Raw genomic sequence first — 24,753 nt, 5'->3', positions numbered from 1 at the left:
GGTCAGTCCGCCAGCACCACGGTGAGGGTGCGGCTGTCGGTGCGTTCGCCGCCCGGCGCGAGTGCGCGCTGGGCGTCGGACAGCACGCTGTGCACCGCGAGGTAGGCCCTCGGATCGGCCTGCTTGAGGACGTCGGAGGCCACCCAGATCAGCACGTGCTCGCCGGTGGGCAGCCAGCCGAGGTCGGTCAGGCAGTCGTAGAGCGCGTCGAGGTTGCGGCCGAAGTAGTCGGGGAACGACAGCGCGGCGGCGATCGCGTCGAGCGTGCCGAGCTTGTCGGGGTGTTTCGTGCCGTCGAGCACGTGCGTGAACGCGCCACGGGCACGCGCCTGCTCCGTGGCCGTCTTGAGGTCGGGCCTGGGTGGGACGGTCATCGCCTGGGGTCCACGACGAGGAACGACGCGTAGTGGTCGCCGGTGTAGTACAGCTCGTCACCGTCGCCGGTGACCAGCCTGCGCGCACCGCGGTCGGGGCTGCCCGGCGTCTCGACCGTGTACTCCCGGTAGTAACCGGAGGGCTTCTCAGGCAACACACTCTCCCTATTGCCGAATGTCGTGCCGTCTTTCGCGGGATACGGGAAGGGGCCGCCCTGCTCGATGAGCCGCCACGTCTCCTCCGCCTCGGGTGGCAGGCTGGACAGCGACACCACCTCGAGGCCCGAATCCGCGCCCGGCAGGCTACCCGGCCCGGTTGGCGGGGCGTCAACCGCCATGACGTCCCTGATCAGCCATCCGCCGAGAACCAGCACGATGAGCCCGACCAGCGCCACACTGATGCGCCTACGGGAGAGCACCCACGCCTCCCTAGGACGTTCTGTCCGGGCGGCGGGTTGCGCCGCGGAACCTGCTGACGCGGTCGGCGACCGCGTGGACGACACGGTGGATCAGCCATGCCAGCCCCACGCACAGCGGTATCAGCACGGCCATCACCAGCACGAACTGCACGGGGAACCACTGCTGCGCGAGCCACAGCTCGAGGCTGTCCCACCAGCGGGCCACTCCGTCGAACACAACGAAGAGCGTACGCCAGGTAGGTTGACGCCATGTTCGCCGTCTATGCCAAAGAAGCCAACCCCGACGATCCGCTCGCCTCGCTGGTGGTGGGTGAACGACCGGAGCCGGAGGTCCCCGACGGCTGGGTGAAGGTCTCCGTCAGGGCGGCCAGCCTGAACATGCACGACATCTGGACGCTGCGCGGCGTGGGGATCAAGCAGGAGCAGTTCCCCATGATCCTGGGCTGCGACGGCGCCGGCGTGCTCGACGACGGCACCGAGGTGGTGATCCACTCGGTGGTCAACGACGCCTCGTGGCGCGGGGACGACACCCTCGACCCGAAGCGGACGCTGCTCACCGAGAAGCACCAGGGCACGTTCGCCGACTCGGTGGTGGTCCCGGCCCGCAACGTGCTCCCCAAGCCAGCGGGCCTCTCGTTCGCGGAGGCAGCGACCATGGGCACCGCGTGGCTGACCGCCTACCGGATGCTGTTCGTCAAGTCCGGGCTGCGGCCGGGGCAGACATTCCTGGTGCAGGGCGCCTCCGGCGGTGTGTCGACCGCGCTGGTGCAGCTGGGCCGGGCGGCGGGGTTCCGCGTGTGGGTCACCGGCCGCAGCGAGGAGAAGCGGGCACTGGCGGAGCAGCTGGGCGCCCACCAGACGTTCGAGTCCGGGACTCGCCTGCCCGAGCGCGTCGACGCCGTGTTCGAGACGGTGGGCAAGGCCACGTGGTCGCATTCGATGAAGTCGTTGAAGCCGGGCGGGACCATCGTGGTGTCGGGTTCCACCAGCGGCCCCGACCCGAGCGCCGACCTGCAGCGACTGTTCTTTCTGCAGCTGAACGTGGTGGGCTCCACGATGGGCACCCGCGACGAGCTGGCCGACCTGCTCTCCTACACCGACCTGGCCGGGATCCGGCCGCAGATCGGTGCGGAGCTGCCGTTCGAGCAGGCCGAGTCGGGCTTTTCGGACATGCTGAAAGGCGCCACCGCCGGGAAAATCGTGTTTGTGCGTTAGTTTCCCAGAACGCTGCTGACCTGCACAGACACCGTGTTGACATTGCGCCGATACGGGTTCGTGTCCGGGAGAACGGGCTTGAAAATCCCGTATTCCGGTTAACCTGAAAGCATGATCGCGGCGCAGCGAGAAGCTCTGCCCGGCCCGGTTATCCGGGCCGGGTATCGCCGCTTCGCGGGTTTCCGCACCAGGGTGCTGGAGGTCGGCCCGCGCATGGTCGAGTCGGGCAGGCGCACCAGAAGGCGCCGCCAGGGAGCCCGGCCCGACGCGCCCCGCATCGTCCTGTTGCACGGCTACTGCGACAGCGCCGACACCTGGCGCCCCGTGCTCGAACAGCTCGCCGACGCCGGCATCGCGGTGCTCGCCGTCGACCTGCCCGGCTTCGGTGAGGCCGCTCCGCTGCGCCCCGGCGCGATGCTTCCCCAGCTCGACGCGTTCACGGCCGCCGTGATCCGGGAGCAGGCCGCGCTCGGCAGCGTGGTGCTCGTCGGCAACTCGCTCGGCGGAACGATGAGCTTGCGCGCCGCGCAGAACCCCAAGCTGCCGATCGCCGGGATCGTCTCGATCGCCGCGCCCGGCTTCGTGGACTCGTGGCTGATCAGGACGGTCGCCAAGTACCCGCTCGCGCTGCGCCTGTGTGCGTCGCTGCCGCTGCCCGTGCCCGGCTTCGTCGTGCGCTCGATCGCCCAGCAGGTGGTGCCGCGCCTGCTCTACGCCGACATCAAGATGGCCGACGCCGTGCACGTCCGCCGGTTCCTCGACCTCTTCCCCGACTACAGCACCACCACCAGCAGGCTCGCCGAGGCCAGGCAGCTCGTCGCCGAGCTGGAGTCCGCCTACCAGCTCGACCGCATCACCGCACCGCTGCTGATCATCGTCTGCGGTAAGGACCGGCTGGTGAGCGCGGCGTCGGGGCGGCAGCTGCACGCGCTCGTGCCGCACAGCAGGCTGCTGGAGCGCGAGGACTGGGGGCACTGCCCACAGCTGGACGACCCGCAGGCGATCGCCGAGGTGCTGACCTACTTCGCACAGGGCAACCGCGCCCGGCCCGAGACCGCCCCGCTGCCGTCCGCCGCCGCGGGCGCGGCTGGCTGAGGCGCACTGAGGCGGGCCGGGCTTCAGCCGAACCTGCGCACACTCCGCTCCAGCGCTGCCCTGGCCTGCTCCCGCAACGTCTCGATGATCTCGGCGGCGGGCGCCTGACCCGCGAGCGAGTACGTCTGCCCCGCCCACAGCGACATCGCCTCGGGGTCGCCCGCCGCACTCGCCGCTGCCCTGATCGGCTTGCTGAGGTTGTGCAGCTGCGGGTAGGCCGACGGGGCGTCGCCGGAGTGCTCGCGCAGGAACCGGTTGACCAGGCCACGTGCGGGCCGTCCGCTGAACGCACGGGTGAAGGCGGTGGGACGCCCCGCGTCGGCGAGCGCGCGCCGCTGCGTCGCGTTGGTGCCCGCCTCGTCCGCCCGCAGGAACGCTGTGCCGAGCTGGGCCGCCACCGCGCCCGCGGTGACGACGGCGGCCACGTCCCCGCCGTGGACAAGACCACCGGCGGCGATCAGCGGCAGGTCCGTCTCGGCCCCGACGAGCCGGAGCGCCGCGAGCAGCCCGTACAGCTCGCCACCCTCGGCCCGGCCGGCGTCGTCGGTGAACAGGCCACGGTGCCCACCGGCCTCGAACCCCTGCACGCACAGCGCGTCCGCGCCCGCCTCGGCGGCCTGACGCGCTTCCTCTGGCGAGGTGACAGTGACAACGACCGTGCTGCCCGCTTGGTGGAGCCGCTCGATGTCGGTCTCCAGCGGCACCCCGAAGGTGAACGACACCACCGGCACCCGCTGCTCCACGAGCAGGTCGAGCTTGGCGCCGTAGCCGTCGTCGTCCCAGAGCGCGGCGCCGGGCTCGACGTCGTAACGCCGCGCCTCCTCGCGTAACCGTTCCGCGTAGGGCCGCAGGTCCACGGTGGCCCGGATGCCGGGCACGAAGAGGTTCACGCCGAACGTGTCACCGCAGAGCTCCCTTGCCTTGCTGATCTGATCCCCCAACGCCGCGGCACCGAGATAGCCGCCCGCCAGGAAGCCGAAGGCTCCCGCACGCACGGCCGCGGCCACGAGCTCCGGCGTCGACGGACCACCGGCCATCGGGGCCACCACCACCGGGACACGCAAGCTGTCGAACATGCGCCAAGCGTACGAAGCCCTCACGGACCGCGATGACGCGCCCGGTCACCACCCTCGTTACGGGAAGGTGAGAAACGAATTCACCGGCATGACCATCGGGTAAACGGGTGTCACCCCGCCGAGCTAGCCGCTGTTTCATGATCGAAAACCGTCCGTAAATCGCCTTGTTGCGCCGTTTGGCCCAGTGCAGGCTGCCCCCACGACGCGAGCGACGTTCGCGTCGAACCGAGAGGAAGAGGACGGCAATGACCGACAACCAGGTGACCGCGCGGAGCACGGCGAAGCGCTGGACCATGCGCGGCGTCGCGGTGAGCGCGCTGACGGTGCCCATGCTCGCGATCGTCGGGGGCCAGGCGTCCGCGGCCGAGCTGACCCCGATCGCCGAGTACCTGGACGAGACGATCGCCGCCACGTCGGCATCGCTGGTCGAGGCGCTCGCCATCCTGCTCGGCGTCTGACGGCGCAACCCGTCCCGGGGCCGCGTGGGGAGACCATCCCCGCGCGGCCCTGGCGTCGTTACCGTGGGGGCATGCCCGCCGATCTCGCCCTCGTCCGTGAGCTCGCCGCCGCCGAACACGGCCTGGCGACGCTCGCCACCACCCGGCCCGACGGCACGGTGCACGCCTCCGTGGTCAACGCGGGCGTGCTCGACGACCCGGTGTCCGGGAGGCCCTCGGTCGCGGCAGTACTGGTCGGCGGAGCCCGCAAGCGCGAACTCCTGCGCCGCAGCGGACACGCGACGTTCGTCTTCCGGCACGGCTGGCGATGGGTGTCCGTGCAGGGCCCGGCGCGCCTGATCGGGCCCGACGACACGTGCGAGCACTTCCCCGCCGAGCGGCTGCCCCAGCTGTTGCGCGACATCTTCACCGCGGCCGGCGGCACCCACGACGACTGGGCCGAGTACGACCGCGTGATGGCGGAGGAGCGGCGCACCGCCCTGTTCGTCGAGGCGGTGCGGATCAGCGACCGCTAGGGTGCGGGGTCACCGCAGGTGTGCGAGCACGTTGATCACCGTGCCGCCAGGGTCCTCGACGAAGAAGCGTCGAACGCCCCACGGCTCGTCGGTGAGCGGGTAGACGACCCGCAGGCCACGACGCACCGCCAAGGCATGCGCCGCGTCGACGGCCGCCGGTTCGCCGACATCGACCCCGAAACGAGGCTGGGGGTGCTCCGCTCCGGGCGGTAGGACGAGTACCTGCGCCGTGGGGTTGGCCGGCGATCGCAGACCGAGCACCGGATCCTCCATCGCGACCTCGAGTCCGAGGACCTCGACGTAGAAGTCCCGGGACGCGCCGAGATCTGCTCCGTCGGCATAGGGGATGATTCTGCTGATCACTCTCGCATCATCCCGGCGCGGCTCCCCGCTGTCTTGCAAGAACGGGAGGCTACTTCTTGCCCTTGCCCTTGTCGCCACCGCTGTCCTCAGTGGACAGTGCCGCGACGAAGGCCTCCTGCGGCACCTCCACGCGGCCGACGGTCTTCATGCGCTTCTTGCCTTCCTTCTGCTTCTCCAGCAGCTTGCGCTTACGCGAGATGTCACCGCCGTAGCACTTGGCGAGCACGTCCTTGCGGATCGCGCGGATGGTCTCGCGAGCGATGATGCGCGAGCCGATCGCGGCCTGGATCGGCACCTCGAACTGCTGGCGCGGGATGAGCTCGCGCAGGCGCGTCGCCATCCGGTTGCCGTAGCTGTAGGCGGCGTCCTTGTGCACGATCGCCGAGAACGCGTCCACCGCCTCGCCCTGCAGCAGGATGTCCACCTTGACCAGGTCGGCGGCCTGCTCCCCCGCCTCCTCGTAGTCGAGCGAGGCGTAGCCGCGGGTACGCGACTTCAGCGAGTCGAAGAAGTCGAAGATGATCTCGGCGAGCGGAAGCTGGTACCGCAGCTCGACGCGGTCCTCGGACAGGTAGTCCATGCCGAGCAGCTGGCCGCGCTTGCTCTGGCACAGCTCCATGATCGCGCCGATGAACTCCGACGGCGCGATCACCGTGACCTTGCTGACCGGCTCGTGCACCTCGGCGATCTTGCCGCCGGTGGGCCAGTCCGACGGGTTGGTGACCACGAGCTCGGTGCCGTCCTCCAGGAAGACCTGGTAGACGACGTTCGGCGCGGTGGAGATCAGCTCGAGGCCGAACTCACGCTCCAGGCGGTCGCGCGTGATCTCCAGGTGCAGCAGGCCAAGGAACCCACAGCGGAAACCGAAGCCGAGCGCTACCGACGTCTCGGGCTCGTAGCTGAGCGCGGCGTCGTTGAGCCGCAGCTTGTCGAGCGCCTCACGCAGGTCCGGGTAGTCGGAGCCGTCCACGGGGTACAGGCCCGAGTAGACCATCGGCTGCGGCTCGCGGTAGCCGGCGAGCGGCTCCTTGGCGCCGTGGCGCTCCGCGGTCACCGTGTCGCCGACCTTCGACTGGCGGACGTCCTTCACGCCGGTGATGAGGTAACCCACCTCGCCGACGCCGAGTCCCTTCGCGGCCTTCGGCTCCGGCGAGATGATGCCGACCTCGAGCAGCTCGTGCGTGGCCCCGGTCGACATCATCTTGATCCGCTCGCGCGGAGTGATCTTGCCGTCGACGACGCGAATGTAGGTGACCACGCCGCGGTAGGTGTCGTAGACGGAGTCGAAGATGAGGGCGCGCGCCGGGGCGTCGGAGTCGCCCACCGGCGGCGGCACCTGGCGCACGACCTCGTCGATCAGCTCCTTGACGCCCTCACCCGTCTTCGCCGACACCCGCAGCACGTCGGAGGGCTCGCAGCCGATGATGTTCGCCAGCTCGGCCGCGTACTTGTCCGGCTCCGCGGCGGGCAGGTCGATCTTGTTGAGGACCGGGATGATGTGCAGGTCCTTGTCGAGCGCGAGGTAGAGGTTCGCCAGCGTCTGCGCCTCGATGCCCTGCGCGGCGTCCACCAGCAGGATCGCGCCCTCACACGCCTCAAGCGCACGGGAGACCTCGTAGGTGAAGTCCACGTGGCCCGGCGTGTCGATGAGGTGCAGCACGTGGTCCTGGCCGTCGAGCCGCCACGGCAGACGCACGTTCTGCGCCTTGATCGTGATACCGCGCTCCCGCTCGATGTCCATCCGGTCCAGGTACTGGGCGCGCATGGCCCGCTCCTCGACCACGCCGGTGAGCTGCAGCATCCGGTCGGCCAGGGTGGACTTGCCGTGGTCGATGTGGGCGATGATGCAGAAGTTCCGGATGTGCTCCGGGGGCGTGAACGTGGTGTCGGCGGACGGGCGTGTCTGTGTCACTCGTTACCTCAGGTCGCTCGCGGGTGGCACCCTCCATGTTCCCATGCCGCCACACCGACATTTCCGGGTCATCCCCGATGCGGGTCTCGTCCAGTCCGTGCTGACCTCGAACGATGAGTTCTGTACTTGACGAAGCGCTCGACCGGGCCTTCGGTCACCCCCGAGGTCTGCTCGGCCGCATCGGCGGAGCGCTGATGGCGCACGGCAACGCGGCGACCGAGCGGCACGTGGTCGAGGTGGCGAAAACGGCCGCGGACGAGACGGTGCTCGTGCTCGGACCCGGCCCTGGCATCGGACTCGCCGAGGTGGCCGCCCGCGCCCGGCTCACCGTCGGCGTCGACCCCTCCGAGGAGATGCTCCAGCTGTGCCGCGCGCGATGCGCCGCAGCGGTGCGTGAGGGCACCGTGCAGCTGCGAGCGGGCACCGCCGCCGCCACCGGGCAGCCAGGGGAGTCCGTGGACGTCGTGCTCAGCGTCAACAACGTGCAGCTGTGGGCCGACCGGGAAGCCGCGTTCGCCGAGCTGTTCCGCGTGCTGCGGCCGGGAGGGCGGCTCGTGCTCTCCGCGCACGAGAAGTGGCTGCCGGTGCCACGGCACGACCTCGCCAGCGAGCTGGAGGCCGCCGGCTTCGGCGACCTGCAGACATGGGTGTGGGACCCGCCCGGCCTCGCCGCCACGCGCGCGGCCCAGCTGCGGGCGTGGCGGCCCGCCTGAACGCGGCCGCCGCGGCTCGGTGGCCGGTTCATCCCCGGCAGGCAGCGCCCGGAGCCGCTGGTGGCGGCTCTCGACGGTGCCGGCCACAGCGCTGAGCCCTCTGCCTGGCGAATCCGATCGTCACGAGGATCCCGGTCTCGGCGAACCGGGCATCCCCGAGACGGAGCTACTGGGAGCGCACATCGACCCTCAGCGGGTGGTTCGACGGGATCTCCACGAGCACGATCCGCGTGCCGTCCGGGTCGGAGATCCACGCCTCGTCGAGTCCCCACGGTTCCCGCTGCGGGCCCTTCACCGGCTCGACGCCCTTCGCGCGCAGCTCGGCCACGGCCGCGGCGACGTCTCTGACCTGCAACCACAGCGCCATGTCCGGGGTGGCGCCGGTGCGGCCCTCTCCCACGACCTCGAGAAACCCGCCGCCGAGGAAGAACACGGTGCCGCCGGGAAACTCGCGGTAGACCGCGAGCCCGAGCGTGTCGCGGTAGAAGGCCTTCGTCACGTCGGGATCCCTGGGATGCACCAGCACCCTGCTGCTCAGCACGTCCATGGGCAACACGGTCTCATGCGAGTGCGGTCGCCGTGATCCCGAACAGCACGAGCAAAGAACCGCCCGGCCGCCTACCAGGGTGCCGCCGCCCAGCAACAACCAGCCGGCGAGACTGCCGAGCACGATGCTCAGCTCCCTGGCGGGCGCGACGAGGCTCACCGGCGCGAGCCGCAAGGCGAAGAGCACGAGCAGGCAGGCCAACGGAGACAGCGGACACACCAGCAGCACCTCACGCCGGTGCTCCCGCCGCAGCTTCCCCACCAGACCGGGCCGGCCCGGTCGTTCCCCGAGCACCAGCACGGCGACGAGCACCGACAGCAGAGGTCCGCTCCCCTGGCGACCGGGTACACGACGGACAGGTCGCCGACCGCGTGCCCGCGTTGCAGGACGACGCCGTGGAGCACATGGCAGACCACCGTCACGGCGGCGGCCAGCGGCCAGCTCCACTCCGGACGCCGGACGCCGAACAACACCATCGCGAGCACCACGGGCAGCAGAGCGACGGCGGAGACCGGGTCGTAGAGGTAGCCGAACCCCCTGGTTGTGCGCGAGCCTGCGCCAGCGGGGAGACGGCGAAACCCCAGGCACTGCGAGCCCAGGTAACCGACCTGGCCGAGGTCCCGCGGTGACCCGTTGTTATGCTGTTCAGCCGTTGCCGTGTGGCATTCCGCCAGGGAGGAAGCCCGGTGAGTCACCGGGGCCACGAGAACGCGACAACGACAATCCCGCCGAACGATGTGAGGAGCGCCCGCGTGGCCAACATCAAGTCCCAGATCAAGCGCATCAAGACCAACGAGAAGGCGCGCCAGCGCAACCAGTCGGTCAAGTCGGCGGTGAAGACCGCGATCCGCAAGTTCCGCGAGGCCGCTGACGCCGGTGACAAGGACAAGGCCATCGAGCTGCAGCGAGAGGCCGCGCGCAAGCTGGACAAGGCTGCCAGCAAGGGCGTGATCCACAAGAACCAGGCCGCGAACAAGAAGTCCGCGATGGCCCAGCGCGCCAACAAGCTCTGAGCCTGCCGACAAGCTGTCGCGAAGCCCCCGGTGACCAACGGTCTCCGGGGGCTTCGCCGTTGTCGGCGCGTGTTCGCCGAAAGTCCCCTATGGCGCAGCGTCTCCGTTGGGGGTGTGGGAGACGGGCGGTGCCCCGAGCGCACCAAAGGTGGCGCTGGGGCGCGTCGCCTAGCGGCGTTGCTTCGCGGCGATGAGGTCCAGCACGGCACGCTCGATCGCGTAGTCCGGATCGGCCGCGGCGCCCTTCACCTCGGCGTTCACGCGGGCGACGATGCGCATGGCCTCGGCGAGCGAACCCGAGTTCCAGCCGCGCGACTGGCCCTGCGCCTTGCGGATCTTCCAGGGCGGCATCCCCAGCTCGCCCGCCATCTGGTTCGGGTTGCCCCGGCCCGCCGCGGACACCCTGGCGATCGTGCGGACCGCGTCGGCCAGCGCGTCGGCCACCAGCACGTGCGGCACCCCGATCTGCTGCGCCCACCGCACCGACTCGAGCGCGGCGGCGCGGTCTCCGGCGACGGCCTTCTCGGCGACCATGAACCCGGTGACGTCGGCCCGGCCGCGGTGATACCGCCGCACGGCCTCCTCGTCGACGCTGCCGCCGGAATCGGCCACGAGCTGCGCGGCGGCCGAGGCGAGCTCCCGCAGGTCGGAGCCGACCGCGTCGATGAGCGCGACCACCCCTGGCGCGTCGATCCGTCCGCCCGCCCGCCGAACCTCGTTGCGCACGAAGGCTTCCCGCTCGGCGGGCTTGGTGATCTTGTCGCACTCGATGACGGCAGCGCCCGCCTTCTTGAGCGCACCCGGCAGCGCCTTGGCCGCCTTGCTCCGCCCACCACCGGTGTGGACCACGACGAGCACGATGCCGTCGGCGGGCATGCGCACGTAGGACAGGATCGCGTCGGAGATCTCCTGCGAGACGTCCTGCGCGCCCTCGATGACGATCACGCGGCCCTCGCTGAACAGCGAAGGGCTGACCAGCTCGGCGAGCTGTGGTGGTGTGAGTTCGGACACCCGGACGCGCGTCAGCTCCGCCGTCGCGTCGGCCAGCCGCGCCGAGTCCAGCGCGGCTCGCACCGCGCGTTCGACGAGCAGTTCCTCGTCCCCGAGCACGAGCTGCAGTGGTGCGGGCGTGGTGGCTGGCGCGGTCACGCTGCCGATCCTGCCACGGTGACGTAACCCGCACAGCCGTGGCACGAACTGATCCCGATGACGTAGGCTTCCTCACGACGTCGGGCGGATTCCGCCCACGGACAACCGAATACCGCTCATCCAGAGGGGCAGAGGGAACGGCCCGATGAAGCCCCGGCAACCGGCGTCAGCCTGTCATCTCGATTCCGCGAGGTAGCTGGCGATCACGGTGCCAATTCCGACCCGCGCCAGCGGGGCAGATGAGGAAAGGAACCTCGCGATGACTGCAGCGCTCGAAACCACGAAGTCCGTCGACCTCGGTCCGGCCGTGGAGCTCGTGTCCAAGGAAGAGGGCCACCGCCAGCCGCTGGCCCCGGAGTTCGTCTCCGCCGAGGACTTCTCGCCGCTCGAGGTCGCCTACGACTTCGGCCGCGTGCGCCGGGAGGACATCGAGGCCGGCCCTCGCAACATCTGGCGCTACAAGAGGCTGCTGCCGGTGCCCTCCAACGTCGAGGAGATCCCCAACACCGAGCCGGGCTGTACCAGGCTGGTGCGTGCCGACCGCCTCGCGAAGGCCCTCGGGGTCAAGCGCATCTGGGTCAAGGACGACACCGGCAATCCCACCCACTCGTTCAAGGACCGCGTGGTCGCCGTCGCGCTGGCCGCTGCCCGCGAGTTCGGCTTCGACACGCTGGCCTGCCCCTCGACGGGCAACCTCGCCAACGCGGTCGCCGCGGCCGCCGCGCGCGCCGGCTGGCAGTCGGTCGTGCTGATCCCCTCCTCTCTCGAGCGCGCCAAGATCCTCACCACGGCCGTCTACGACGGCGCCCTGATCGCGGTCGACGGCAACTATGACGACGTCAACCGCCTGGCGACCCAGCTCGCCGCCGAGCACGAGACCTGGGCTTTCGTGAACGTCAACGTGCGCCCCTACTACTCCGAGGGCTCCAAGACCCTCGCCTTCGAGGTCGCCGAGCAGCTGGGCTGGCGGCTTCCCGAGCAGATCGTCGTTCCGATCGCCTCCGGTTCGCAGCTGACCAAGGTGGACAAGGGCTTCCGCGAGCTGGGCCAGCTCGGCCTCGTCGACGAGTCGCCGTACAAGGTCTTCGGGGCACAGGCCACCGGCTGCTCGCCGGTCTCGGCCGCGTTCCGCAACGGGCACGACGTGGTGCAGCCGGTGAAGCCGGACACGATCGCCCGCTCGCTCGCGATCGGCAACCCCGCCGACGGCCCGTACGTGCTCGACACCGTCAACCGCACCGGCGGCGCGATCGAGGACGTCAGCGACGAGGAGGTCGTCGAGGGCATCCGGCTCCTGGCCCGCACCGAGGGCATCTTCACGGAAACCGCCGGTGGCGTCACCGTGGCGACCGCGAAGAAGCTCATCGAGACCGGCAGGCTGGACCCCGACGCCGAGACCGTGCTGCTCATCACCGGCGACGGCCTCAAGACGCTGGACGCCGTCGAGGGCAAGATCGGCCCGAAGGCCACCGTGCCCCCGTCGGCCGACGCCGTGAACGAGGTCCTCGGCCGCTAGGTCGTCTCTGACAATCCTCTGCCGTGCGGGCCGGGATCACCGTGGTGGCTCGCACGACAGAGGAGGACGCTCGCCCCATTTCAAGATCGTCGACCCGCACCAACGTCTACCGACAGCACACCTGAGTCGCCACGGGCCGCGGCTCACAGGGCGTGCCCCCCTGCGACCTGCAGCACCTGGCCGGTGATCCAGCGGGCCTGCTCCGACGCCAGGAACACGACCGCGTCGGCGATGTCGTCCGGCTTCCCCGGACGACCGAGTGGCACGATCTCCTTGACCTTCGCCACCAGGTCCTCGTCCATCCAGCCCGTCTGCACCGGCCCCGGAGCCACGGCGTTGACCCTGATCCCGGCCGCGCCGAGGTCCAATGCCGTGCCGCGCGTGAGCCCTTCCAGCGCGGCCTTGGACGAGCCGTAACCGAGCTGGCCGGGGAACGCGCGTGCCGCGTCGGTCGAGATGTTCACGACGCACGGCGCTGCCCGGTCCGGCTGCTGTCGGCACGCCAGCTCGCTGATCAGCAGCGCGGGCGCGATCGCGTTGACCCGGTAGTGCCGCTCGAGGCTGCCCGCCGTCAGCGCGTCCACCGTGTCGGGGGTTTCGCAGTGCGCGGCGTTGTTCACGAGCACGTCCACGGGACCCAGCCGCGCCTCGACCTCGTCGAACAACCGCGCCGCCGCATCCGGCTCGGCCAGGTCGGCCGCCACCGCGACCGCATCGTCGAGTTCCCCGGCTAGCCGGCGCGCGGCCTCTACGGGCGGGGTGACGTGCGCCCACCGCGCCTCCTCCCCGGGATGGTGGTGTACGGCCACGCGGGCACCCTGCGCGGCGAAGGCCCGGCTGATCGCCTCGCCGATGCCGCCGCTGCCACCAGTCACCAGCACGACCTTCTGACCGAGTCCGGTATTGATCATGGCGCGAGCGTGCCGGGGCCGTCCGGTTCCGGCAACCGGATTCACGGCCAGTCAGAGTGGTTCTGTCATCGCGACGCTCCTCTCCTGACAACGGCCGGTCCGTCGTCGCCCGGCACCACGGCGGTGTCGCCGCCGGTGTCCGTGCGGGCCACGAGTGCCCCTCCTCTCGTCAGCACGCTCAGCGTCGTGCGGTTCGGATGTCCGTACGTGTTGTCCGCGCCCACGCTCACGAGCGCGACCCTCGGTGCCACCGCACCCATGAACTGCGGCAGCGTGAACCGAGACCCGTGGTGCGGCACCTTCAGGATCTCCGCCCTCAGGTCGGCCCCGGCACTGAGCAGGTCGCCCTGGGCAGCCAGCTCGACGTCGCCGGTGAGCAGCGCTCGCCCTGCGGCCGTGTTCGCGCGCAGGACCACGGAACTGTTGTTGATCCCCGTGCCGTCGTCCTCCTCCCCCTGGTCTCGCGGGACATAGCGCGGTCCCACCACATCGAGCCGCAGTGCGGGCCACTCGAGCCGGTCCCCGACGCTCAGTTCGAGCAGGGGAACGCCCCGGGCCGACGTCTCGGCCGCGACCTCCCGCCATGCCCAGCCCGGCGTCCGGCCGGGACCGACCGCCACCGCGCCGACCGAGCGCCCGTCGAGCACCGCCGCGAGTCCGCCCACGTGGTCGGCGTGGAGATGGCTCAGCACCACCAGCGGCACCCGGTCGACGTCGAGCCGGTCGAGACAGCGGTCCAGCGGTCCCGGCTCGGGCCCCGCGTCCACCACCACCGCACGGCCGGGCTCACCGGTGGCCAGCACGAGCCCGTCGCCCTGACCGACGTCGCACGCGACCATCGCCCAGTCCCTCGGCGGCCACCCCGGCGCGACGACCTGCACCGGAACCAGGACGACCAGCAGCGACGCCAGCGCCAGCGCGAGCGCGATGCGCGCCGGACGATGTCGCAGCGCCAGCACCACCAGGCCGGCGATGCCGGCCGCGAGCAGCCCGCCCCACCAGCCGGACGGCCACCCCACTACGGCGCCCGGCACCCCGGCGGCCTCCCTCCCGACGAGCACCAGCCAGCTCACTCCGGGGCCCGCGACGTGTACGAGGACCTCCGCACCGGCGGGCCACGGCCCCGCGAGCACGGCGGCAAGCACCCCGAGCACCGTCACCGGCGCGACCACCGGCGCCGCCAGCAGGTTCGCGGCCACGGACACGAGGCTGACCTCACCGGCCATCCCGGCGATGATCGGCGCGGTGACCAGGAACGCGGCCACCGGCACGGCGAGCCCCTCGGCCAGCCCCGAGGGCACCCGACGGCGGGTCAGCGCCTCGGCCCACCTCGGAGCCAGCAGCACCAGGCCGGCGGTGGCCACGACCGACAGCGCGAAACCCATGCTCGCCGCCATCGCCGGGTCGTAAAGCACCAGCGCACAGACGGCTGCCGCCAGCGCCGGCATGGCGGATCCCTGCCGACCCAGCACCAGCGCGAGCAGCCCGACCGCTCCCATGACGCCGGCCCTCAGCACGCTCGGCTCGTAGCCGACCAGCACCACGAACCCGATCAGCACCACCCCGGCGGCGACCGCCGACAGTCGCGGCCCCAGCCGCAGCGCCCTGGCCAGCAGCAACACGGCACCGCACACGATCGCCACGTTCGCGCCGCTGACAGCCGTGAGATGCGACATCCCCGCGTCGAGGAACTCCTGCTCCACCCGTGCGGGCAGTGCGCTCGTGTCACCCACGACGAGGCCCGGCAGCAGACCCGCTGGCTCCTCGGACAGCACCGAGCAGACGACCCGCAGCGCGGCCCGGATCGATTCGGCGCTTCGCTGCCACCACGGGGCCGGGCCGACCGCTTCCGGAGGCCCGCGCACGTACGCCGCCGCGACGGTCAGCTCGCCCGTCCGGGCTGGGGCGAGCGAGCCGGACGCGGTGACCTGCTGCCCGGGCAGCAGCCGCGACCACTCCGCGAACGGGGCGATGAGCACCACCCGGCCCGTCGACGCGACCGGCCGGTCGCGCACGCTCGCGCCGAGGACGTCGACCGGGACCACCACCGAGCGGGCTCCGCCCTGCCGTCCCGCGTATCCGGCCGACCGCACCGGCTTGGGTCGTTCCGCGACGGTCGCCCGCAGCGTGACCTCGCTGCCGTTTCGCGCCGGTTCCCGCAAGGGATCCTGCTCGGCACCAGCCAGCCGCACGGCCACGGGACCCGCCGCGAGCAGTCCGCACACGAGGAGCGCGCCCGCTGCGGGCAACCGGCGGGCCGCCTCGGGTCCGGCTCGCGCGTCGCGCCAGGCGACGGCGGCCGCGATCAGCGCGCCCAACGCCCCTATGACCAGGCAGGCCCACCATCCCCACAACAACCCGAACAGCGCGGCCGACCACACCGTCACGGCGGAGGGCGCCAGACGCAGGTCGTGCCGGCGCTCCACGGTGACCGGCTCACGTGACAGCAGGGAGGTCATCCGACCCGCACCTGCTCCCGCAGCTGCTCGAACCGCTTCTCGCCGATGCCGTCGACATCACGGAGCTGCTCGATTGCCGTGAACCGGCCGTGCTCGGCCCGCCACTCCAGGATGCGCTGCGCGGTGACCTCGCCGATCCCGTCCAGGTTCTCCAGCTGCTCCTGGTCCGCCGTGTTGAGGTCGACCAACGGGCTGCTCGCGGTGCCGCCCGGATCCGTGCCGGGCACTCCCGCGGCAGGCGCCGGAGCGGGTGTCCGCATGCCCGGCGGCACCGGGATGCCGATGTACAACTGCTCGCCGTCGACCAGACGACGCGCGAGATTGACGCTCAGCAGGTCGGCACCGGCCACCGGACCACCCGCGGCCCTGACGGCATCGTCGACCCGCGAGCCCGCCGCGACCGTGACGACGCCAGGCTCCTTGACCTTGCCGACCACACTCACGACCAGCGGCTCGGCCGCGGCCGTGCTCGTCGCCGGACCCGCGCTCGCACCCGCCGCGCGCGCGACCGGCAACGGCGGCGGCTGTTCGGCCTCGGGACGGCCGCCGAGCACGAAAACCGTCAGCCCGACCGCCAGCACCATCCCCGCGACAGCGGTGATCAGTGCGATCCGGCGCTGCCGTCCCGCCGGGGCGCCGGCGAGGCCGGGCGGAAGCCACCGCTCGACGAACCTCCCGGCCTTCCCCGGCTGCGCGGGCACCCGGTCCGGCGGCCCGTTCTCCTCAACAGTGACCTGTGCGGCCAGCTGAGCCAGCCGTACGCGCGACGCTCCCGGCTGCGCTCGCAGCTCCGGTTCTGGCCGTGGTTCCGCGTCGCTGGAACCGAGCTTCGCTTGGTCGAACACACATTCGACGCTAGGGAGGAGCAGCTGGGCGCGGCAGGCGGAATCGCGGGGCCTGTGGATTGACCGGGTGATGTGGACAAGTCCCGGCCTCGCGCGTCACTCCGGCCGCTGGACGACGACGCCGAGCACGCCGGGACCGGTGTGCGCACCGATCACGGCACCCAGCTCGGAGACCACGCAGCCACGGGACCGCGGCAGCCGCTCGTCGAGCCGCGTGGCCAGCTCCGCCGCGCGCTCCGGGGAGGCCAGGTGGTGCACGGCAAGCGCGATGTCCTTTTCCTCGGCAGCCTGTACCGCCAGATCGACGAGCCTGCCCACCGCCCGGTTCATCGTGCGCACTTTCTCCAGCGGGACGATCTCGCCGCCGTCCATGCGCAGCACCGGCTTGACGGCGAGCGCGGTGCCGAGCAGCGCGGCGGCGTGCCCGATCCGCCCGCCTCGCCGCAGGTACTCCAGCGTTTCCACGACGAACAACGTCTCCGAGCGCGCGGCCGCGTCGACCGCCGCCGCCTCGACCTCCTCGCCGGACGCTCCGTCCGCCGCGGCGGCGGCGGCGTGCAGGGCCGCGAAACCGAGGCCCATGGCGGTAGTTCGCGAGTCGACGACCCGCACCCGGTCCGGCCCCACCTCCTGCGCGGCCAGCACCGCGGACTCCCAGGTGCCGGAGAGCCGCTTCGACAGGTGCACGGACACGACGGTGTCGGCTCCCTCGTCTAGCGCGGCGCGGAACGTCGCGGCGAACGCGGATGGGGTCGGCCGCGACGTCGTCACGATGCGCCGCTGGCCCAGCGCCTCGGCGAGCGCCACCGGCCCGACGTCGATGCCGTCGAGTGCGGCGACGCCGTCGATCAGCACGTGCAACGGGACCACGCGGATCCCGTGCCTCTCGGCGAAACCCTCCGGCAGGTGGGCGGTGGAGTCCGTGACAACGGCGACCGGCACGGACGCCAGCCTACGTTCCCGCCCGGCCGTGAGCGGGAGCCGCCGCGCCCGCATCGGCCAAGAGGGGGGCGATCAGGCTCGCCATAGCCCTGCCGACCGCCTCGTGGCCCTCCCACCCCCAGTGCATGCCGTCGGCGTTGCCGTGGCCGCCGAGCACGTGCGCGCCGACGACGGCGGGCAGGTCGAGCAGCGGCACACTCGCCTTCGCGCCCCACGCCGCGATGCCGGCGGCTGTCTCCTCGCGTGCCGTGTGGACGTAGCCGTACGACGCCGCGCGATGGACCGAGGGCAGCCAGCCGACGATCGGTAGCGACGGGCGCAATGTGCGCAGCGCGGAGGCCGAGGTGTCCAGGTACCGCGCCGTCAGCCGCGGCGGGAGCACGGCCGGACGTCCCCTGAACGCGACCGAGAGCCTCGGCTGCGCGGCGAGGTAGGCCTTGCGGACCACGCGACGCAGCCCGTCTGGCCGCAGATACCGCAGGCCGGTGCGCAGGTAGGTCGGCAGTGGTGACGGCAGAGTGTCCATGCTGCCGACCGCCAGCACCACCACGTCGGCGCGGTGCAGCTCGGCCCACACCCTCGGATCCCCGGTGAGCGACCACCAGAGGTCACGCGCGGTCCAGCCGATGCCGGCGACGAGATCGGCACTGCCGCCAAGTTCGCGGGCCGCCACGTTCGGCCACAGGCGGGGCTCGTCGGACGGGCAGCCCCCGTCAGGGCCATGAAAGCTAAGCGAGTCGCCGAACACCAGCAGCCGGGGCGTGGCCATGGTCAACCGGTCATGCCCGCGTTGTAGGCATGTAGCCGCCAGACGTCGTTGCGCCTGCCCAGCTCCACCCAGTGACAGTTGGAGATGCCTCCGAGAGAGGGCCACAACCCCACCGGCAGCGCGAGCAGGTGCGCGGTGAGCGCGAGGATGAGCCCACCGTGCGCGGCGAGCAGCACCGTCTTGTGCTCGTCGTCGTCGCGCAGCAGGTCGGTTATGACCTCGCCCGCGCGCTCGGCGACGTCGATCCGCGACTCACCACCCGGAGGAGCCCACGTGGCGTCGGTGCGCCAGCGGTCGCGTTCCCCCGGAGCCTGCGCGTCGACCTCGGCGCCGGTCATGCCCTGCCAGTCGCCGAGGTGGGTCTCCCGCAGGCGTTTGTCGATGCGCAGCGGTACGCCGATCGCGTCGGTGAGCACGGTGGCCGTGTCGGTGGCCCGCCGCAGGTCGGACGCGATGACCAGATCGGGCTCGAAGCGCGCGAGCGCCGGCGCCGCGAACCGCGCCTGGTTCCAGCCGACCTCGGTGAGCGCCGAGTCGATGTGGCCCTGCATCCGGCCCGCCGCGTTGTAGTCGGTTTCTCCGTGCCGCCACAGCACGAGCCGCCGCAGGCTCACGGGGTGCCCGTTTCCTCGTCGTCGGCGGACCGAGGGGCACTCTCGCCGTCGAGGCCCTCGACCTCGATGCGCGGGCAGTCCTTCCACAGCCGCTCGAGCCCGTAGAACGAACGCTCCTCGTCGTGCTGCACGTGGACAACCACGTCGACGTAGTCGAGCAGCACCCAGCGGCCTTCCCGGGTGCCCTCCCTGCGGACGGGCTTGTGGCCGTTCAGCCGCAGCTTCTCCTCGACGTTGTCGACGATGGCGCCGACCTGGCGTTCGTTGGGCGCCGACGCGATGACGAACGCGTCGGTGATCACGAGCCGCTCCGAGACGTCGAGCACGACCACGTCGGTCGCCTTCTTGTCCGCGGCCGCGTGCGCGGCCGCGGTCGCGAGGTCTCGTGCTTCGGCCGTCGCTGTCACGGTGCTCCTTCGGATCTAACTGGCGTCCGCAGAAGCGTACCCGGCGCGGCCGACAGAGCCGTCAGTCCCGGTACAGGCGCCGCTTGTCGATGTAGCGCATTCCGGGAAACTCTGACCAGGGCGATCCCGACCTGCGACCCCTCTGACCTCACAAAACATCGGTTCGTGATGGTGCATCCGGGTGCGCACCGGTGAACCTGGTCCGTACCCGATCCATACCCACCAAGATCGAATGGGATTGCTAGCCCCTTCAGCTGGTCACAGGCCTGTCTCAACTCTGCATCCACCGCAACAACCGTCTGAGTCAAAACGACCACGAGATCGACTCTTTGGAGGAGAACCCATGTCTCAACATGCCCAGGTAGTCCGGGAGCCGAAGAACGGCTTCGGTATCACAGCGCTCGTCCTCGCCCTTGTCGGATTCGTATTCGGCTGGATGCCGATTACCGGGTTCATCGCCGTCATCCTCGGAGCGCTCGCTGTCCTATTCGGCCTCCTCGGCTGGGGCCGCGTGCGCCGCGGTACCGCGAGTAACAAAAAGATGACCATCACCGCCGCCATCGTCGGAGTGTTCACGCTGGCGCTCGGTATCTGGAGCGTGGTGTTGTTCTTCCAGGCCGTGAACGAGCTGGATGAGGAACTCCGCTTCCAGGAGGAGTGCGCCGACGCGCAGGTACTGTCCGAGGGGGGGTTGAGCGACTGGTGCGGGGAGCAGTTGCGCGAGGCCTTCGAAACCATTGAGGAGGGATGACCAGCTGTGGCGCAGGCCGCGGCCTCACTCGGTTGATAGGCGAGATGCCCCTTCTACTTGTGCGTGACGTAGGTGCCACGGCCAACAGTCACGACCAGCAGACCTTCTTTACGCAGCTCAAGGACAGCTCGCCGAATAGTCAGGGTCGCGACGCCGTACATGTCGCCCAGGTCTGGATACGAGGGGAGTTTCACGCCCGGCTTGAGTCGGCCGGTCTTGATGTCGGTGCGGATGTCGTCAGCGACCTGCCGCCACAGTGACACAGGGCCTTCGTGCCGGATCCGGTCGCGGCGGTCACCCAACATGATCATGAAACTAGCGGAGTGCACCTGGCTGTAACGTGATGTATCCCTATACAGAAGCATGTAGAGCGCTTATTGTGACCTGCATGTCTGTGCGGATCCTCGTCGCGCGACCCCGCCCTGGGCTGGTCGGCGAGACGCGACGGGTCACGCATGTGTTTCCCTACCCCGACACGCCCCCGGACAGGCTCGCGGCGTACTGCGGGGCGAACTTCGGGCAAGGGGAGCTCGAGCTTCTCCCCGGGATCCACGGCATGCCCTGCGAGGCATGCCTAGCGAGGGTTCCCGCTCCGGAGCAGATCGGCGCACCGTGACCCGCCGCCACCTCATCGCGGAGTGCGAGGACTGCGGCCTGCCAGTGCCGGATTCCCCGTTCACCTCCGTGGAGGAGCTGATGCAGGAGGTCGCCAAGTACGACTGGTACATCCGCCTTGAGCCGCTGTCGGTGTTGTGCCCACTGTGCTGGTTCCGCCGACGGCTGAATACGACGCGACAGGACGTGACCGCCCGTCCAGCGGTAGCCCGTCACCTGACCGGATCCGTAGCGTCATGCGCACCCGGCAATAGGAGGTTCACTATGCGTGGCTGCGGATGCTGCGGGAACTGCACCGGCCCGAAGTGCGGGTGCTGCGGCTCCTGCTCGTAACGATCCCTCGTCAGGCCCCCGCAACCCGACCGGGCGCGGGGGCCGACTGCTGTACGGTGAGCTGCGTGTCACAGGAGCATGCCGCGTTCATCCTGTCCGCCATCCGCGACGAGCTCGGCCTCACCAGCCGAGACTCGGTGACGCTCACCCCCGAGCAGCTCGAACGCGTGGCGCACGCTGCAGGGAACGCGTCGCTCACGTGGATGCAGAACGTCGCCGCGCAAGCCATCCGCGACGGCCGCGCCGAAGGGACCGTCGAGTCCACCGACCCGAGGCACGATCATGGCTAACGTCCGCGAGATCCCAGCCGGGTCCGGCATCAACGGCCGACCCATCCTCGACCACGACCCGGACACCCGCCACATCGCCTACCACCGGGACGGCGTGTGGTTCACATGGTGCGGCGAGCGCGTCCCCGAGGACCACATGTGCCCGTCCGAGCGGGAGCAGCAGGCGCGCCAACGGCACCGCGGGCCACTGAGGAACTGCACGGACTGCCACGACCGCTACCTGCGCGGCGACCCGGCCTCCGTCACCGCATCAGGGGATTGATCCGCGCAGGCCACGCCACCAAGCTGGTCGGACCTCTTCCGAGAGGGCGCAAGGGAACAGGCCGGGGTCCACGTGCGCACGTCGAACCTCTGACAGGAGGGGCGGGCACTCGTCACCCCGGCCGACCCGCGAGGGGATCACCGGACAAGACTGTCGATCGTCTGGCCTGGCGGCAGCGTCCCACCGCCGTCGAGGTGTGCCTGCCACATCGCCCGCTCGTCTTTCTGGACGCACCAGTAGCCGCCCCCGCCGGCCTGATAGCAGGCCCGGCAGGTGTACATGCGGAGGCTGTGGCCGTGGTGCCAGCCCACCCACATGGAGCCGTCCGGTCGGACATCGTGCCCCCAGGGACAGGTGTCGGGCGGGATCTCCCGCACGCCTCCGCCCTTGCCTGGTTCCCAGCGCGCGACGCCGATGATGGGTGCGTCTTCAGGCCCGAACTCACCTCGCTGCGCCATGCCCAGATTAGAACATGTGTTCGACTGCCGGGCAACTCTACCCGACCCCGTAAAGTCACCGGTCAACGTAGAGCCGCGTCACCCGCTGATACGCCACCTCGTACACATCCCCGTCCGCGTCGCCGAACTCGATGTCCATCTGGGCGGCCTCGAGCTCGTAGATGCACGTGTGCTCCGGTAGCCCCAACTCGAGCACCAGGGACCACGCAACGAAGCCCCCGCGCTCAACCAGCCAGAGACGGTTGGCTGGGAGCGCGGGGGCTTCTGTCGGGGCCGCGGCCTGGGATGGCGGCCCCCGTTCTAGCGGGGGATGTCAGGCGCTGTGACCTCCACCAGCGACCTGCTCAGTCTTGAGTGACGGAGCCGCGGACGCGGACGACGGGTCACCGATCTTCTTCGCGGCGAGCCCCTTCACCACGGATGCCGCGCCAGCGAGGACACCAGTGAGGAGCCACGCCTTCCAGTCGGAAGGGATGGCCCCGGTCCAGTTCGCCACCAGGGCGGCAACGAACCCGGCGGAGAAGGTGGCGGTGACCCGCTCGAGCAGGTCCTTCAGAAAGACACTCATGCCTGTTCCTCCTGCCCGGTCACGGTCACATCGACCTTGACCACGTTTTCCCGGATCGCCTCCGCCACTGCGGCCTTCAACTCCTCGGGGGTGACGTTGGAGTTGTTGGCGACGGCCTCGGCGAGCTTGTTGATCGCGGCCAGATGCCCCGCCTGCTCTTGCAGGTTCCGGTAGCCGTAGTGGTCCGCGTTCCGCGCGAACCCGAGCACGTTGGTCTTGTAGTTCGGGTTCCCGACGGCGGGCTTCGGCTCGACGAGTTCGCGGTACAGCGCCCGCACGTATTCGCCGGTGTCGTACGCGCCGTCCTTGCCGCCCTCCACCGACGGCTTGAAGCGCTGCAGCACGTTGAAGACGTGCCTCAGCATCCTGTCCTGCTCGGGAGTCATGTCGTCTCCTCCTCCTGGGGCGGATCCACCGCCGCCGGTCAGTGATGGCAGATTCCAGGGCCGTGTGTCGTCGCACGCTGGTGCGGCGACCACGGACAGATGGAAGTGCTGGGTGTGCGGGTTGGGGCCGGCGTAGCGGCGCCACACCCACGGGGATGGGCCACCAGCACCGGACATGATCAGGTTGTTGGCGATGACGTACTTAATCCGCGAATCCCGCGATGCCTGAAGCTCGTCGGTCAGCCGATCGATGTCCACACCTTTCGCGGGGTCGTGAGTGATGTCCATCGCCGTGACGATCCCCGGCCCATACCACGGGTTGTGGTCGGAGTTGCGGTTCTGGTGGTCGGCGTCGCCGATCGTGCCGTCTGACGCCTTGTTCCGGTTCGGGTAGCGGGCGTTAATTTGGTCCCGCAGCTTCAGAAGACTTCTCGCTACACGCCACGCCATGGGGTCCTCCCAGAAGTTCGTGCTGGATTCGTTGAGGTCGATGTCCCCCGAGACCCCGGGGAGCCGCCCCGTCTGGGAGCGCTGCCACACGGTGTGTGGGACCTGAGGGCGGCGGGAATAGTTCGCGACCCACAACAGCAGGCGAGGAACTCCCCACTCCCACGGCTTGAGCTGGGTGGCGAAGTACTCATTCATGTACAGCGCCGGCCGGAATCCGGCGGCAGCGAGCCCCTGGAGGAACTCCACCCCGAAGTTCTTCGCGGCGGCACGCCCCTGTGTGGTGTCGACGGTGAAACCGTGCTCCGCCGCGCCTTCGAGGTCCAGCACGGGAGGCAGGTCCAGGGCGTTGTAGGTGTCGAGTTCGCGGATGAACGCCGACACTTGCACTTCGGGTGCTGTGTGGGTTCGGGCGAAGTGGTAGCCGCCCATCTTGATGCCCACGTTGCGGAGCGGGGCGACGTGCCACGGGCCGACGTTCCGGCCGGGTATCCCGTCGCTGATCTTGGCCCAGCCGAACGTCACACCCGACGCGGCGAGGGCGGCGTGGTCGGTGATGGTGTTCCACCGGGAGACATCGAAACCGCGGGCCATGGCGCTAGTTCTCCTCGTTTGCGACGCACACCCACCAGGTCTCCTCGTCCCCGGAGTCAGGGGCGAGTGGGGTGGGGTCGTTGGTTCGGCTGTTCGCGGTGTAGCCCGGTGGGCATGTGGGGCCGGGGTCTCCCTTGTCGCCCTTCGGGCCCTGGCACTGGGAGGGTTCGGACATGCAGGGCGGTGTCTGTCCGTCCTCGCCGTCCTCGCCGGGGGCGCCCCGGCATGGCTCCTCGGGTTGGCCGCAGTAGGCGGCGACCTGGTTGAACAGTTCGTCGCTCGTCACTGGCGGGGCGTCTTGCCCATCCTCGCCGTCTTCGCCGTCCCTGGGGGCTCGGACTAGGGCGAGAACGTCGCTCACGATGGCGTCCATGTTCGGGGCCTCACCATCGGCCCCCCTGCACCGATCGTGCGCGCAGTAGTCTTCCACGGCGGCACGGGCGGCGCGCAGCAACGCCGCGTAGTCCATGCCGTCGTCGGCGGGCGGGGCCTCCACCACGGGCTCCTGCCCCAGGCTGCGCACCTGCTCTTCGAGGGCCGCGGCGGCGGACGCGTTCTCCGCTGCCTTCTGCGCCAAGCCCGAGACCTGTCGGTCAAGGGTGGCGGCGTGCTCGTCCACGCTGAGGAACCGGAACCAGTAGTAGACGAACCCCACCGTGAGAGAGACGGCCGTGTCATGACAACTGTGTAAGCCGCGGATGGACCAAGATCGGATTGCCCGACGCGATCCAGAAAGG

Annotated in this window: 32 protein-coding genes and 1 riboswitch; of the genes, 11 read left to right on the top strand and 21 right to left on the bottom strand. The window is 70.4% G+C overall.

The window, feature by feature from the left end; genetic code table 11:
- Positions 1-2: 2 nt before the first annotated feature.
- From FCN18_RS30595 to FCN18_RS30585, 3 genes are read right to left on the bottom strand one after another with little or no spacing between them, the layout of a single operon-like run.
- Positions 3-374 (bottom strand): barstar family protein, encoded by a 372-nt coding sequence (locus FCN18_RS30595; protein ID WP_112275636.1) that lies wholly within the window; start codon positions 372-374, stop codon positions 3-5.
- Positions 371-793 (bottom strand): ribonuclease domain-containing protein, encoded by a 423-nt coding sequence (locus FCN18_RS30590; protein ID WP_112275634.1) that lies wholly within the window; start codon positions 791-793, stop codon positions 371-373. Before FCN18_RS30590 ends, FCN18_RS30595 begins: the two co-directional genes overlap by 4 nt.
- 10 nt (positions 794-803) lie before the next feature.
- The gene (locus FCN18_RS30585) at positions 804-1,010 is read right to left on the bottom strand and encodes a hypothetical protein (protein ID WP_112275632.1); all 207 of its coding nucleotides are present in this window, start codon (positions 1,008-1,010) and stop codon (positions 804-806) included.
- A 32-nt stretch (positions 1,011-1,042) separates the two neighbouring features.
- On the opposite strand from FCN18_RS30585, the gene FCN18_RS30580 reads away from it, so the two are divergent.
- Together FCN18_RS30580 and FCN18_RS30575 are read left to right on the top strand one after the other, a co-directional pair.
- Positions 1,043-2,008, top strand: a complete 966-nt coding sequence (locus FCN18_RS30580; protein WP_112275630.1) for a zinc-binding dehydrogenase — start codon at positions 1,043-1,045, stop codon at positions 2,006-2,008.
- A 111-nt stretch (positions 2,009-2,119) separates the two neighbouring features.
- Positions 2,120-3,103, top strand: coding sequence for an alpha/beta fold hydrolase (locus FCN18_RS30575; protein ID WP_113644037.1), 984 nt, complete (start codon positions 2,120-2,122; stop codon positions 3,101-3,103).
- Between the two features lie 23 nt (positions 3,104-3,126).
- Here the strand turns inward: FCN18_RS30575 and FCN18_RS30570 are convergent, their stop codons facing one another.
- On the bottom strand, positions 3,127-4,179 hold the full coding sequence (locus FCN18_RS30570) for an NAD(P)H-dependent flavin oxidoreductase (protein ID WP_113644036.1): 1,053 nt from the start codon (positions 4,177-4,179) through the stop codon (positions 3,127-3,129).
- 245 nt (positions 4,180-4,424) lie between these two features.
- Here FCN18_RS30570 and FCN18_RS30565 point away from each other — a divergent pair, with 245 nt between their 5' ends.
- On the top strand, positions 4,425-4,637 hold the full coding sequence (locus tag FCN18_RS30565; protein ID WP_112275624.1) for a hypothetical protein: 213 nt from the start codon (positions 4,425-4,427) through the stop codon (positions 4,635-4,637).
- 71 nt (positions 4,638-4,708) lie between these two features.
- Entirely contained in the window at positions 4,709-5,152 is a 444-nt protein-coding gene (locus FCN18_RS30560; RefSeq protein ID WP_112275622.1) for a pyridoxamine 5'-phosphate oxidase family protein, read from the top strand.
- Between the two features lie 9 nt (positions 5,153-5,161).
- Here FCN18_RS30560 and FCN18_RS30555 read toward each other — a convergent pair whose 3' ends face one another.
- Complete coding sequence (locus FCN18_RS30555) at positions 5,162-5,515, bottom strand: VOC family protein (protein ID WP_113644035.1); 354 nt, start codon at positions 5,513-5,515, stop codon at positions 5,162-5,164.
- A gap of 49 nt (positions 5,516-5,564) precedes the next feature.
- Complete coding sequence (gene lepA, locus FCN18_RS30550) at positions 5,565-7,427, bottom strand: translation elongation factor 4 (RefSeq protein WP_112275618.1); 1,863 nt, start codon at positions 7,425-7,427, stop codon at positions 5,565-5,567.
- A 113-nt stretch (positions 7,428-7,540) separates the two neighbouring features.
- Between lepA and FCN18_RS30545 the strand changes: the two genes are divergently transcribed.
- Entirely contained in the window at positions 7,541-8,140 is a 600-nt protein-coding gene (locus tag FCN18_RS30545; RefSeq protein WP_137096705.1) for a class I SAM-dependent methyltransferase, read from the top strand.
- Between the two features lie 166 nt (positions 8,141-8,306).
- Here the strand turns inward: FCN18_RS30545 and FCN18_RS30540 are convergent, their stop codons facing one another.
- Positions 8,307-8,687, bottom strand: a complete 381-nt coding sequence (locus FCN18_RS30540; RefSeq protein WP_137096739.1) for a VOC family protein — start codon at positions 8,685-8,687, stop codon at positions 8,307-8,309.
- Positions 8,688-9,439: 752 nt separating this feature from the next.
- Between FCN18_RS30540 and rpsT the strand changes: the two genes are divergently transcribed.
- The gene (gene rpsT / locus FCN18_RS30535) at positions 9,440-9,700 is read left to right on the top strand and encodes a 30S ribosomal protein S20 (RefSeq protein ID WP_110342808.1); all 261 of its coding nucleotides are present in this window, start codon (positions 9,440-9,442) and stop codon (positions 9,698-9,700) included.
- Between the two features lie 168 nt (positions 9,701-9,868).
- Here the strand turns inward: rpsT and holA are convergent, their stop codons facing one another.
- Positions 9,869-10,849, bottom strand: a complete 981-nt coding sequence (gene holA / locus FCN18_RS30530; RefSeq protein ID WP_113644032.1) for a DNA polymerase III subunit delta — start codon at positions 10,847-10,849, stop codon at positions 9,869-9,871.
- A 113-nt stretch (positions 10,850-10,962) separates the two neighbouring features.
- A riboswitch (SAM riboswitch) is annotated at positions 10,963-11,095 on the top strand.
- Positions 11,096-11,108: 13 nt separating this feature from the next.
- Between holA and thrC the strand changes: the two genes are divergently transcribed.
- The gene (thrC, locus tag FCN18_RS30525; protein ID WP_112275612.1) at positions 11,109-12,365 is read left to right on the top strand and encodes a threonine synthase; all 1,257 of its coding nucleotides are present in this window, start codon (positions 11,109-11,111) and stop codon (positions 12,363-12,365) included.
- A gap of 143 nt (positions 12,366-12,508) precedes the next feature.
- Here thrC and FCN18_RS30520 read toward each other — a convergent pair whose 3' ends face one another.
- From FCN18_RS30520 to rsfS, 7 genes are all read right to left on the bottom strand, one after another.
- The gene (locus FCN18_RS30520; protein WP_112275610.1) at positions 12,509-13,276 is read right to left on the bottom strand and encodes an SDR family NAD(P)-dependent oxidoreductase; all 768 of its coding nucleotides are present in this window, start codon (positions 13,274-13,276) and stop codon (positions 12,509-12,511) included.
- A gap of 65 nt (positions 13,277-13,341) precedes the next feature.
- Positions 13,342-15,735 (bottom strand): ComEC/Rec2 family competence protein, encoded by a 2,394-nt coding sequence (locus FCN18_RS30515; protein ID WP_113644030.1) that lies wholly within the window; start codon positions 15,733-15,735, stop codon positions 13,342-13,344.
- The gene (locus FCN18_RS30510; protein ID WP_228714215.1) at positions 15,732-16,580 is read right to left on the bottom strand and encodes a ComEA family DNA-binding protein; all 849 of its coding nucleotides are present in this window, start codon (positions 16,578-16,580) and stop codon (positions 15,732-15,734) included. The genes FCN18_RS30515 and FCN18_RS30510 overlap by 4 nt, the downstream gene beginning before the upstream one ends.
- A gap of 96 nt (positions 16,581-16,676) precedes the next feature.
- Positions 16,677-17,522, bottom strand: a complete 846-nt coding sequence (locus tag FCN18_RS30505; protein WP_113644089.1) for a DegV family protein — start codon at positions 17,520-17,522, stop codon at positions 16,677-16,679.
- A 10-nt stretch (positions 17,523-17,532) separates the two neighbouring features.
- Positions 17,533-18,291, bottom strand: coding sequence for a diglucosylglycerate octanoyltransferase (gene octT, locus FCN18_RS30500; RefSeq protein ID WP_112275608.1), 759 nt, complete (start codon positions 18,289-18,291; stop codon positions 17,533-17,535).
- A gap of 2 nt (positions 18,292-18,293) precedes the next feature.
- Positions 18,294-18,905: a histidine phosphatase family protein gene (locus FCN18_RS30495; RefSeq protein ID WP_112275607.1), complete on the bottom strand. Its 612-nt coding sequence runs from the start codon at positions 18,903-18,905 to the stop codon at positions 18,294-18,296.
- Positions 18,902-19,312, bottom strand: coding sequence for a ribosome silencing factor (gene rsfS / locus FCN18_RS30490; protein ID WP_137096704.1), 411 nt, complete (start codon positions 19,310-19,312; stop codon positions 18,902-18,904). The genes FCN18_RS30495 and rsfS overlap by 4 nt, the downstream gene beginning before the upstream one ends.
- Positions 19,313-19,655: 343 nt before the next feature.
- Between rsfS and FCN18_RS30485 the strand changes: the two genes are divergently transcribed.
- Positions 19,656-20,063 carry a DUF4190 domain-containing protein gene (locus tag FCN18_RS30485; protein WP_206078015.1) on the top strand — a complete coding sequence of 136 codons (408 nt, stop codon included), beginning with the start codon at positions 19,656-19,658 and terminating at the stop codon, positions 20,061-20,063.
- 53 nt (positions 20,064-20,116) lie between these two features.
- Here the strand turns inward: FCN18_RS30485 and FCN18_RS30480 are convergent, their stop codons facing one another.
- Positions 20,117-20,368: a GntR family transcriptional regulator gene (locus FCN18_RS30480; protein ID WP_228714214.1), complete on the bottom strand. Its 252-nt coding sequence runs from the start codon at positions 20,366-20,368 to the stop codon at positions 20,117-20,119.
- An 83-nt stretch (positions 20,369-20,451) separates the two neighbouring features.
- Here FCN18_RS30480 and FCN18_RS30475 point away from each other — a divergent pair, with 83 nt between their 5' ends.
- From FCN18_RS30475 to FCN18_RS30465, 3 genes are all read left to right on the top strand, one after another.
- The gene (locus FCN18_RS30475) at positions 20,452-20,679 is read left to right on the top strand and encodes a hypothetical protein (protein WP_137096703.1); all 228 of its coding nucleotides are present in this window, start codon (positions 20,452-20,454) and stop codon (positions 20,677-20,679) included.
- Positions 20,680-21,076: 397 nt separating this feature from the next.
- On the top strand, positions 21,077-21,301 hold the full coding sequence (locus FCN18_RS30470; protein ID WP_137096702.1) for a hypothetical protein: 225 nt from the start codon (positions 21,077-21,079) through the stop codon (positions 21,299-21,301).
- The gene (locus tag FCN18_RS30465; protein ID WP_137096701.1) at positions 21,294-21,563 is read left to right on the top strand and encodes a hypothetical protein; all 270 of its coding nucleotides are present in this window, start codon (positions 21,294-21,296) and stop codon (positions 21,561-21,563) included. The genes FCN18_RS30470 and FCN18_RS30465 overlap by 8 nt, the downstream gene beginning before the upstream one ends.
- 137 nt (positions 21,564-21,700) lie before the next feature.
- Here the strand turns inward: FCN18_RS30465 and FCN18_RS30460 are convergent, their stop codons facing one another.
- The 5 genes from FCN18_RS30460 to FCN18_RS30445 form a co-directional block, all read right to left on the bottom strand.
- Positions 21,701-22,021, bottom strand: a complete 321-nt coding sequence (locus FCN18_RS30460) for a hypothetical protein (RefSeq protein WP_137096700.1) — start codon at positions 22,019-22,021, stop codon at positions 21,701-21,703.
- Positions 22,022-22,076: 55 nt separating this feature from the next.
- Positions 22,077-22,217, bottom strand: a complete 141-nt coding sequence (locus FCN18_RS39265) for a hypothetical protein (RefSeq protein ID WP_158303195.1) — start codon at positions 22,215-22,217, stop codon at positions 22,077-22,079.
- Between the two features lie 117 nt (positions 22,218-22,334).
- A complete protein-coding gene (locus FCN18_RS30455; protein ID WP_137096699.1) occupies positions 22,335-22,589 on the bottom strand; it encodes a holin in 255 nt (84 codons plus the stop codon).
- A complete protein-coding gene (locus FCN18_RS30450; protein ID WP_137096698.1) occupies positions 22,586-24,016 on the bottom strand; it encodes a glycoside hydrolase family 25 protein in 1,431 nt (476 codons plus the stop codon). Before FCN18_RS30450 ends, FCN18_RS30455 begins: the two co-directional genes overlap by 4 nt.
- Before the next feature lie 4 nt (positions 24,017-24,020).
- Positions 24,021-24,671, bottom strand: a complete 651-nt coding sequence (locus FCN18_RS30445) for a hypothetical protein (protein ID WP_137096697.1) — start codon at positions 24,669-24,671, stop codon at positions 24,021-24,023.
- Between the last annotated feature and the right edge of the window lie 82 nt (positions 24,672-24,753).

Source organism: Prauserella endophytica (genome assembly GCF_005146945.1).
Taxonomy (GTDB): domain Bacteria; phylum Actinomycetota; class Actinomycetes; order Mycobacteriales; family Pseudonocardiaceae; genus Prauserella_A; species Prauserella_A endophytica.
This window is presented reverse-complemented; position numbering and strand designations above follow the sequence as displayed.

Excerpts from the sequence above, each read along its gene's own strand:
- FCN18_RS30455 (WP_137096699.1), bottom strand. The coding sequence starts at position 22,589 with ATGAGTGTCTTTCTGAAGGACCTGCTCGAGCGGGTCACCGCCACCTTC.
- FCN18_RS30475 (WP_137096703.1), top strand. The coding sequence starts at position 20,452 with ATGTCTGTGCGGATCCTCGTCGCGCGACCCCGCCCTGGGCTGGTCGGC.
- FCN18_RS30575 (WP_113644037.1), top strand. The coding sequence starts at position 2,120 with ATGATCGCGGCGCAGCGAGAAGCTCTGCCCGGCCCGGTTATCCGGGCC.
- FCN18_RS30545 (WP_137096705.1), top strand. The coding sequence starts at position 7,541 with ATGAGTTCTGTACTTGACGAAGCGCTCGACCGGGCCTTCGGTCACCCC.
- FCN18_RS30520 (WP_112275610.1), bottom strand. The coding sequence starts at position 13,276 with ATGATCAATACCGGACTCGGTCAGAAGGTCGTGCTGGTGACTGGTGGC.
- FCN18_RS30570 (WP_113644036.1), bottom strand. The coding sequence starts at position 4,179 with ATGTTCGACAGCTTGCGTGTCCCGGTGGTGGTGGCCCCGATGGCCGGT.
- FCN18_RS30560 (WP_112275622.1), top strand. The coding sequence starts at position 4,709 with ATGCCCGCCGATCTCGCCCTCGTCCGTGAGCTCGCCGCCGCCGAACAC.
- FCN18_RS30460 (WP_137096700.1), bottom strand. The coding sequence starts at position 22,021 with ATGGCGCAGCGAGGTGAGTTCGGGCCTGAAGACGCACCCATCATCGGC.
- FCN18_RS30580 (WP_112275630.1), top strand. The coding sequence starts at position 1,043 with ATGTTCGCCGTCTATGCCAAAGAAGCCAACCCCGACGATCCGCTCGCC.
- FCN18_RS30480 (WP_228714214.1), bottom strand. The coding sequence starts at position 20,368 with ATGTTGGGTGACCGCCGCGACCGGATCCGGCACGAAGGCCCTGTGTCA.
- FCN18_RS30540 (WP_137096739.1), bottom strand. The coding sequence starts at position 8,687 with ATGGACGTGCTGAGCAGCAGGGTGCTGGTGCATCCCAGGGATCCCGAC.
- FCN18_RS30485 (WP_206078015.1), top strand. The coding sequence starts at position 19,656 with ATGTCTCAACATGCCCAGGTAGTCCGGGAGCCGAAGAACGGCTTCGGT.
- FCN18_RS30465 (WP_137096701.1), top strand. The coding sequence starts at position 21,294 with ATGGCTAACGTCCGCGAGATCCCAGCCGGGTCCGGCATCAACGGCCGA.
- octT (WP_112275608.1), bottom strand. The coding sequence starts at position 18,291 with ATGGCCACGCCCCGGCTGCTGGTGTTCGGCGACTCGCTTAGCTTTCAT.
- FCN18_RS30515 (WP_113644030.1), bottom strand. The coding sequence starts at position 15,735 with ATGACCTCCCTGCTGTCACGTGAGCCGGTCACCGTGGAGCGCCGGCAC.
- FCN18_RS30565 (WP_112275624.1), top strand. The coding sequence starts at position 4,425 with ATGACCGACAACCAGGTGACCGCGCGGAGCACGGCGAAGCGCTGGACC.
- thrC (WP_112275612.1), top strand. The coding sequence starts at position 11,109 with ATGACTGCAGCGCTCGAAACCACGAAGTCCGTCGACCTCGGTCCGGCC.
- FCN18_RS30450 (WP_137096698.1), bottom strand. The coding sequence starts at position 24,016 with ATGGCCCGCGGTTTCGATGTCTCCCGGTGGAACACCATCACCGACCAC.
- FCN18_RS30595 (WP_112275636.1), bottom strand. The coding sequence starts at position 374 with ATGACCGTCCCACCCAGGCCCGACCTCAAGACGGCCACGGAGCAGGCG.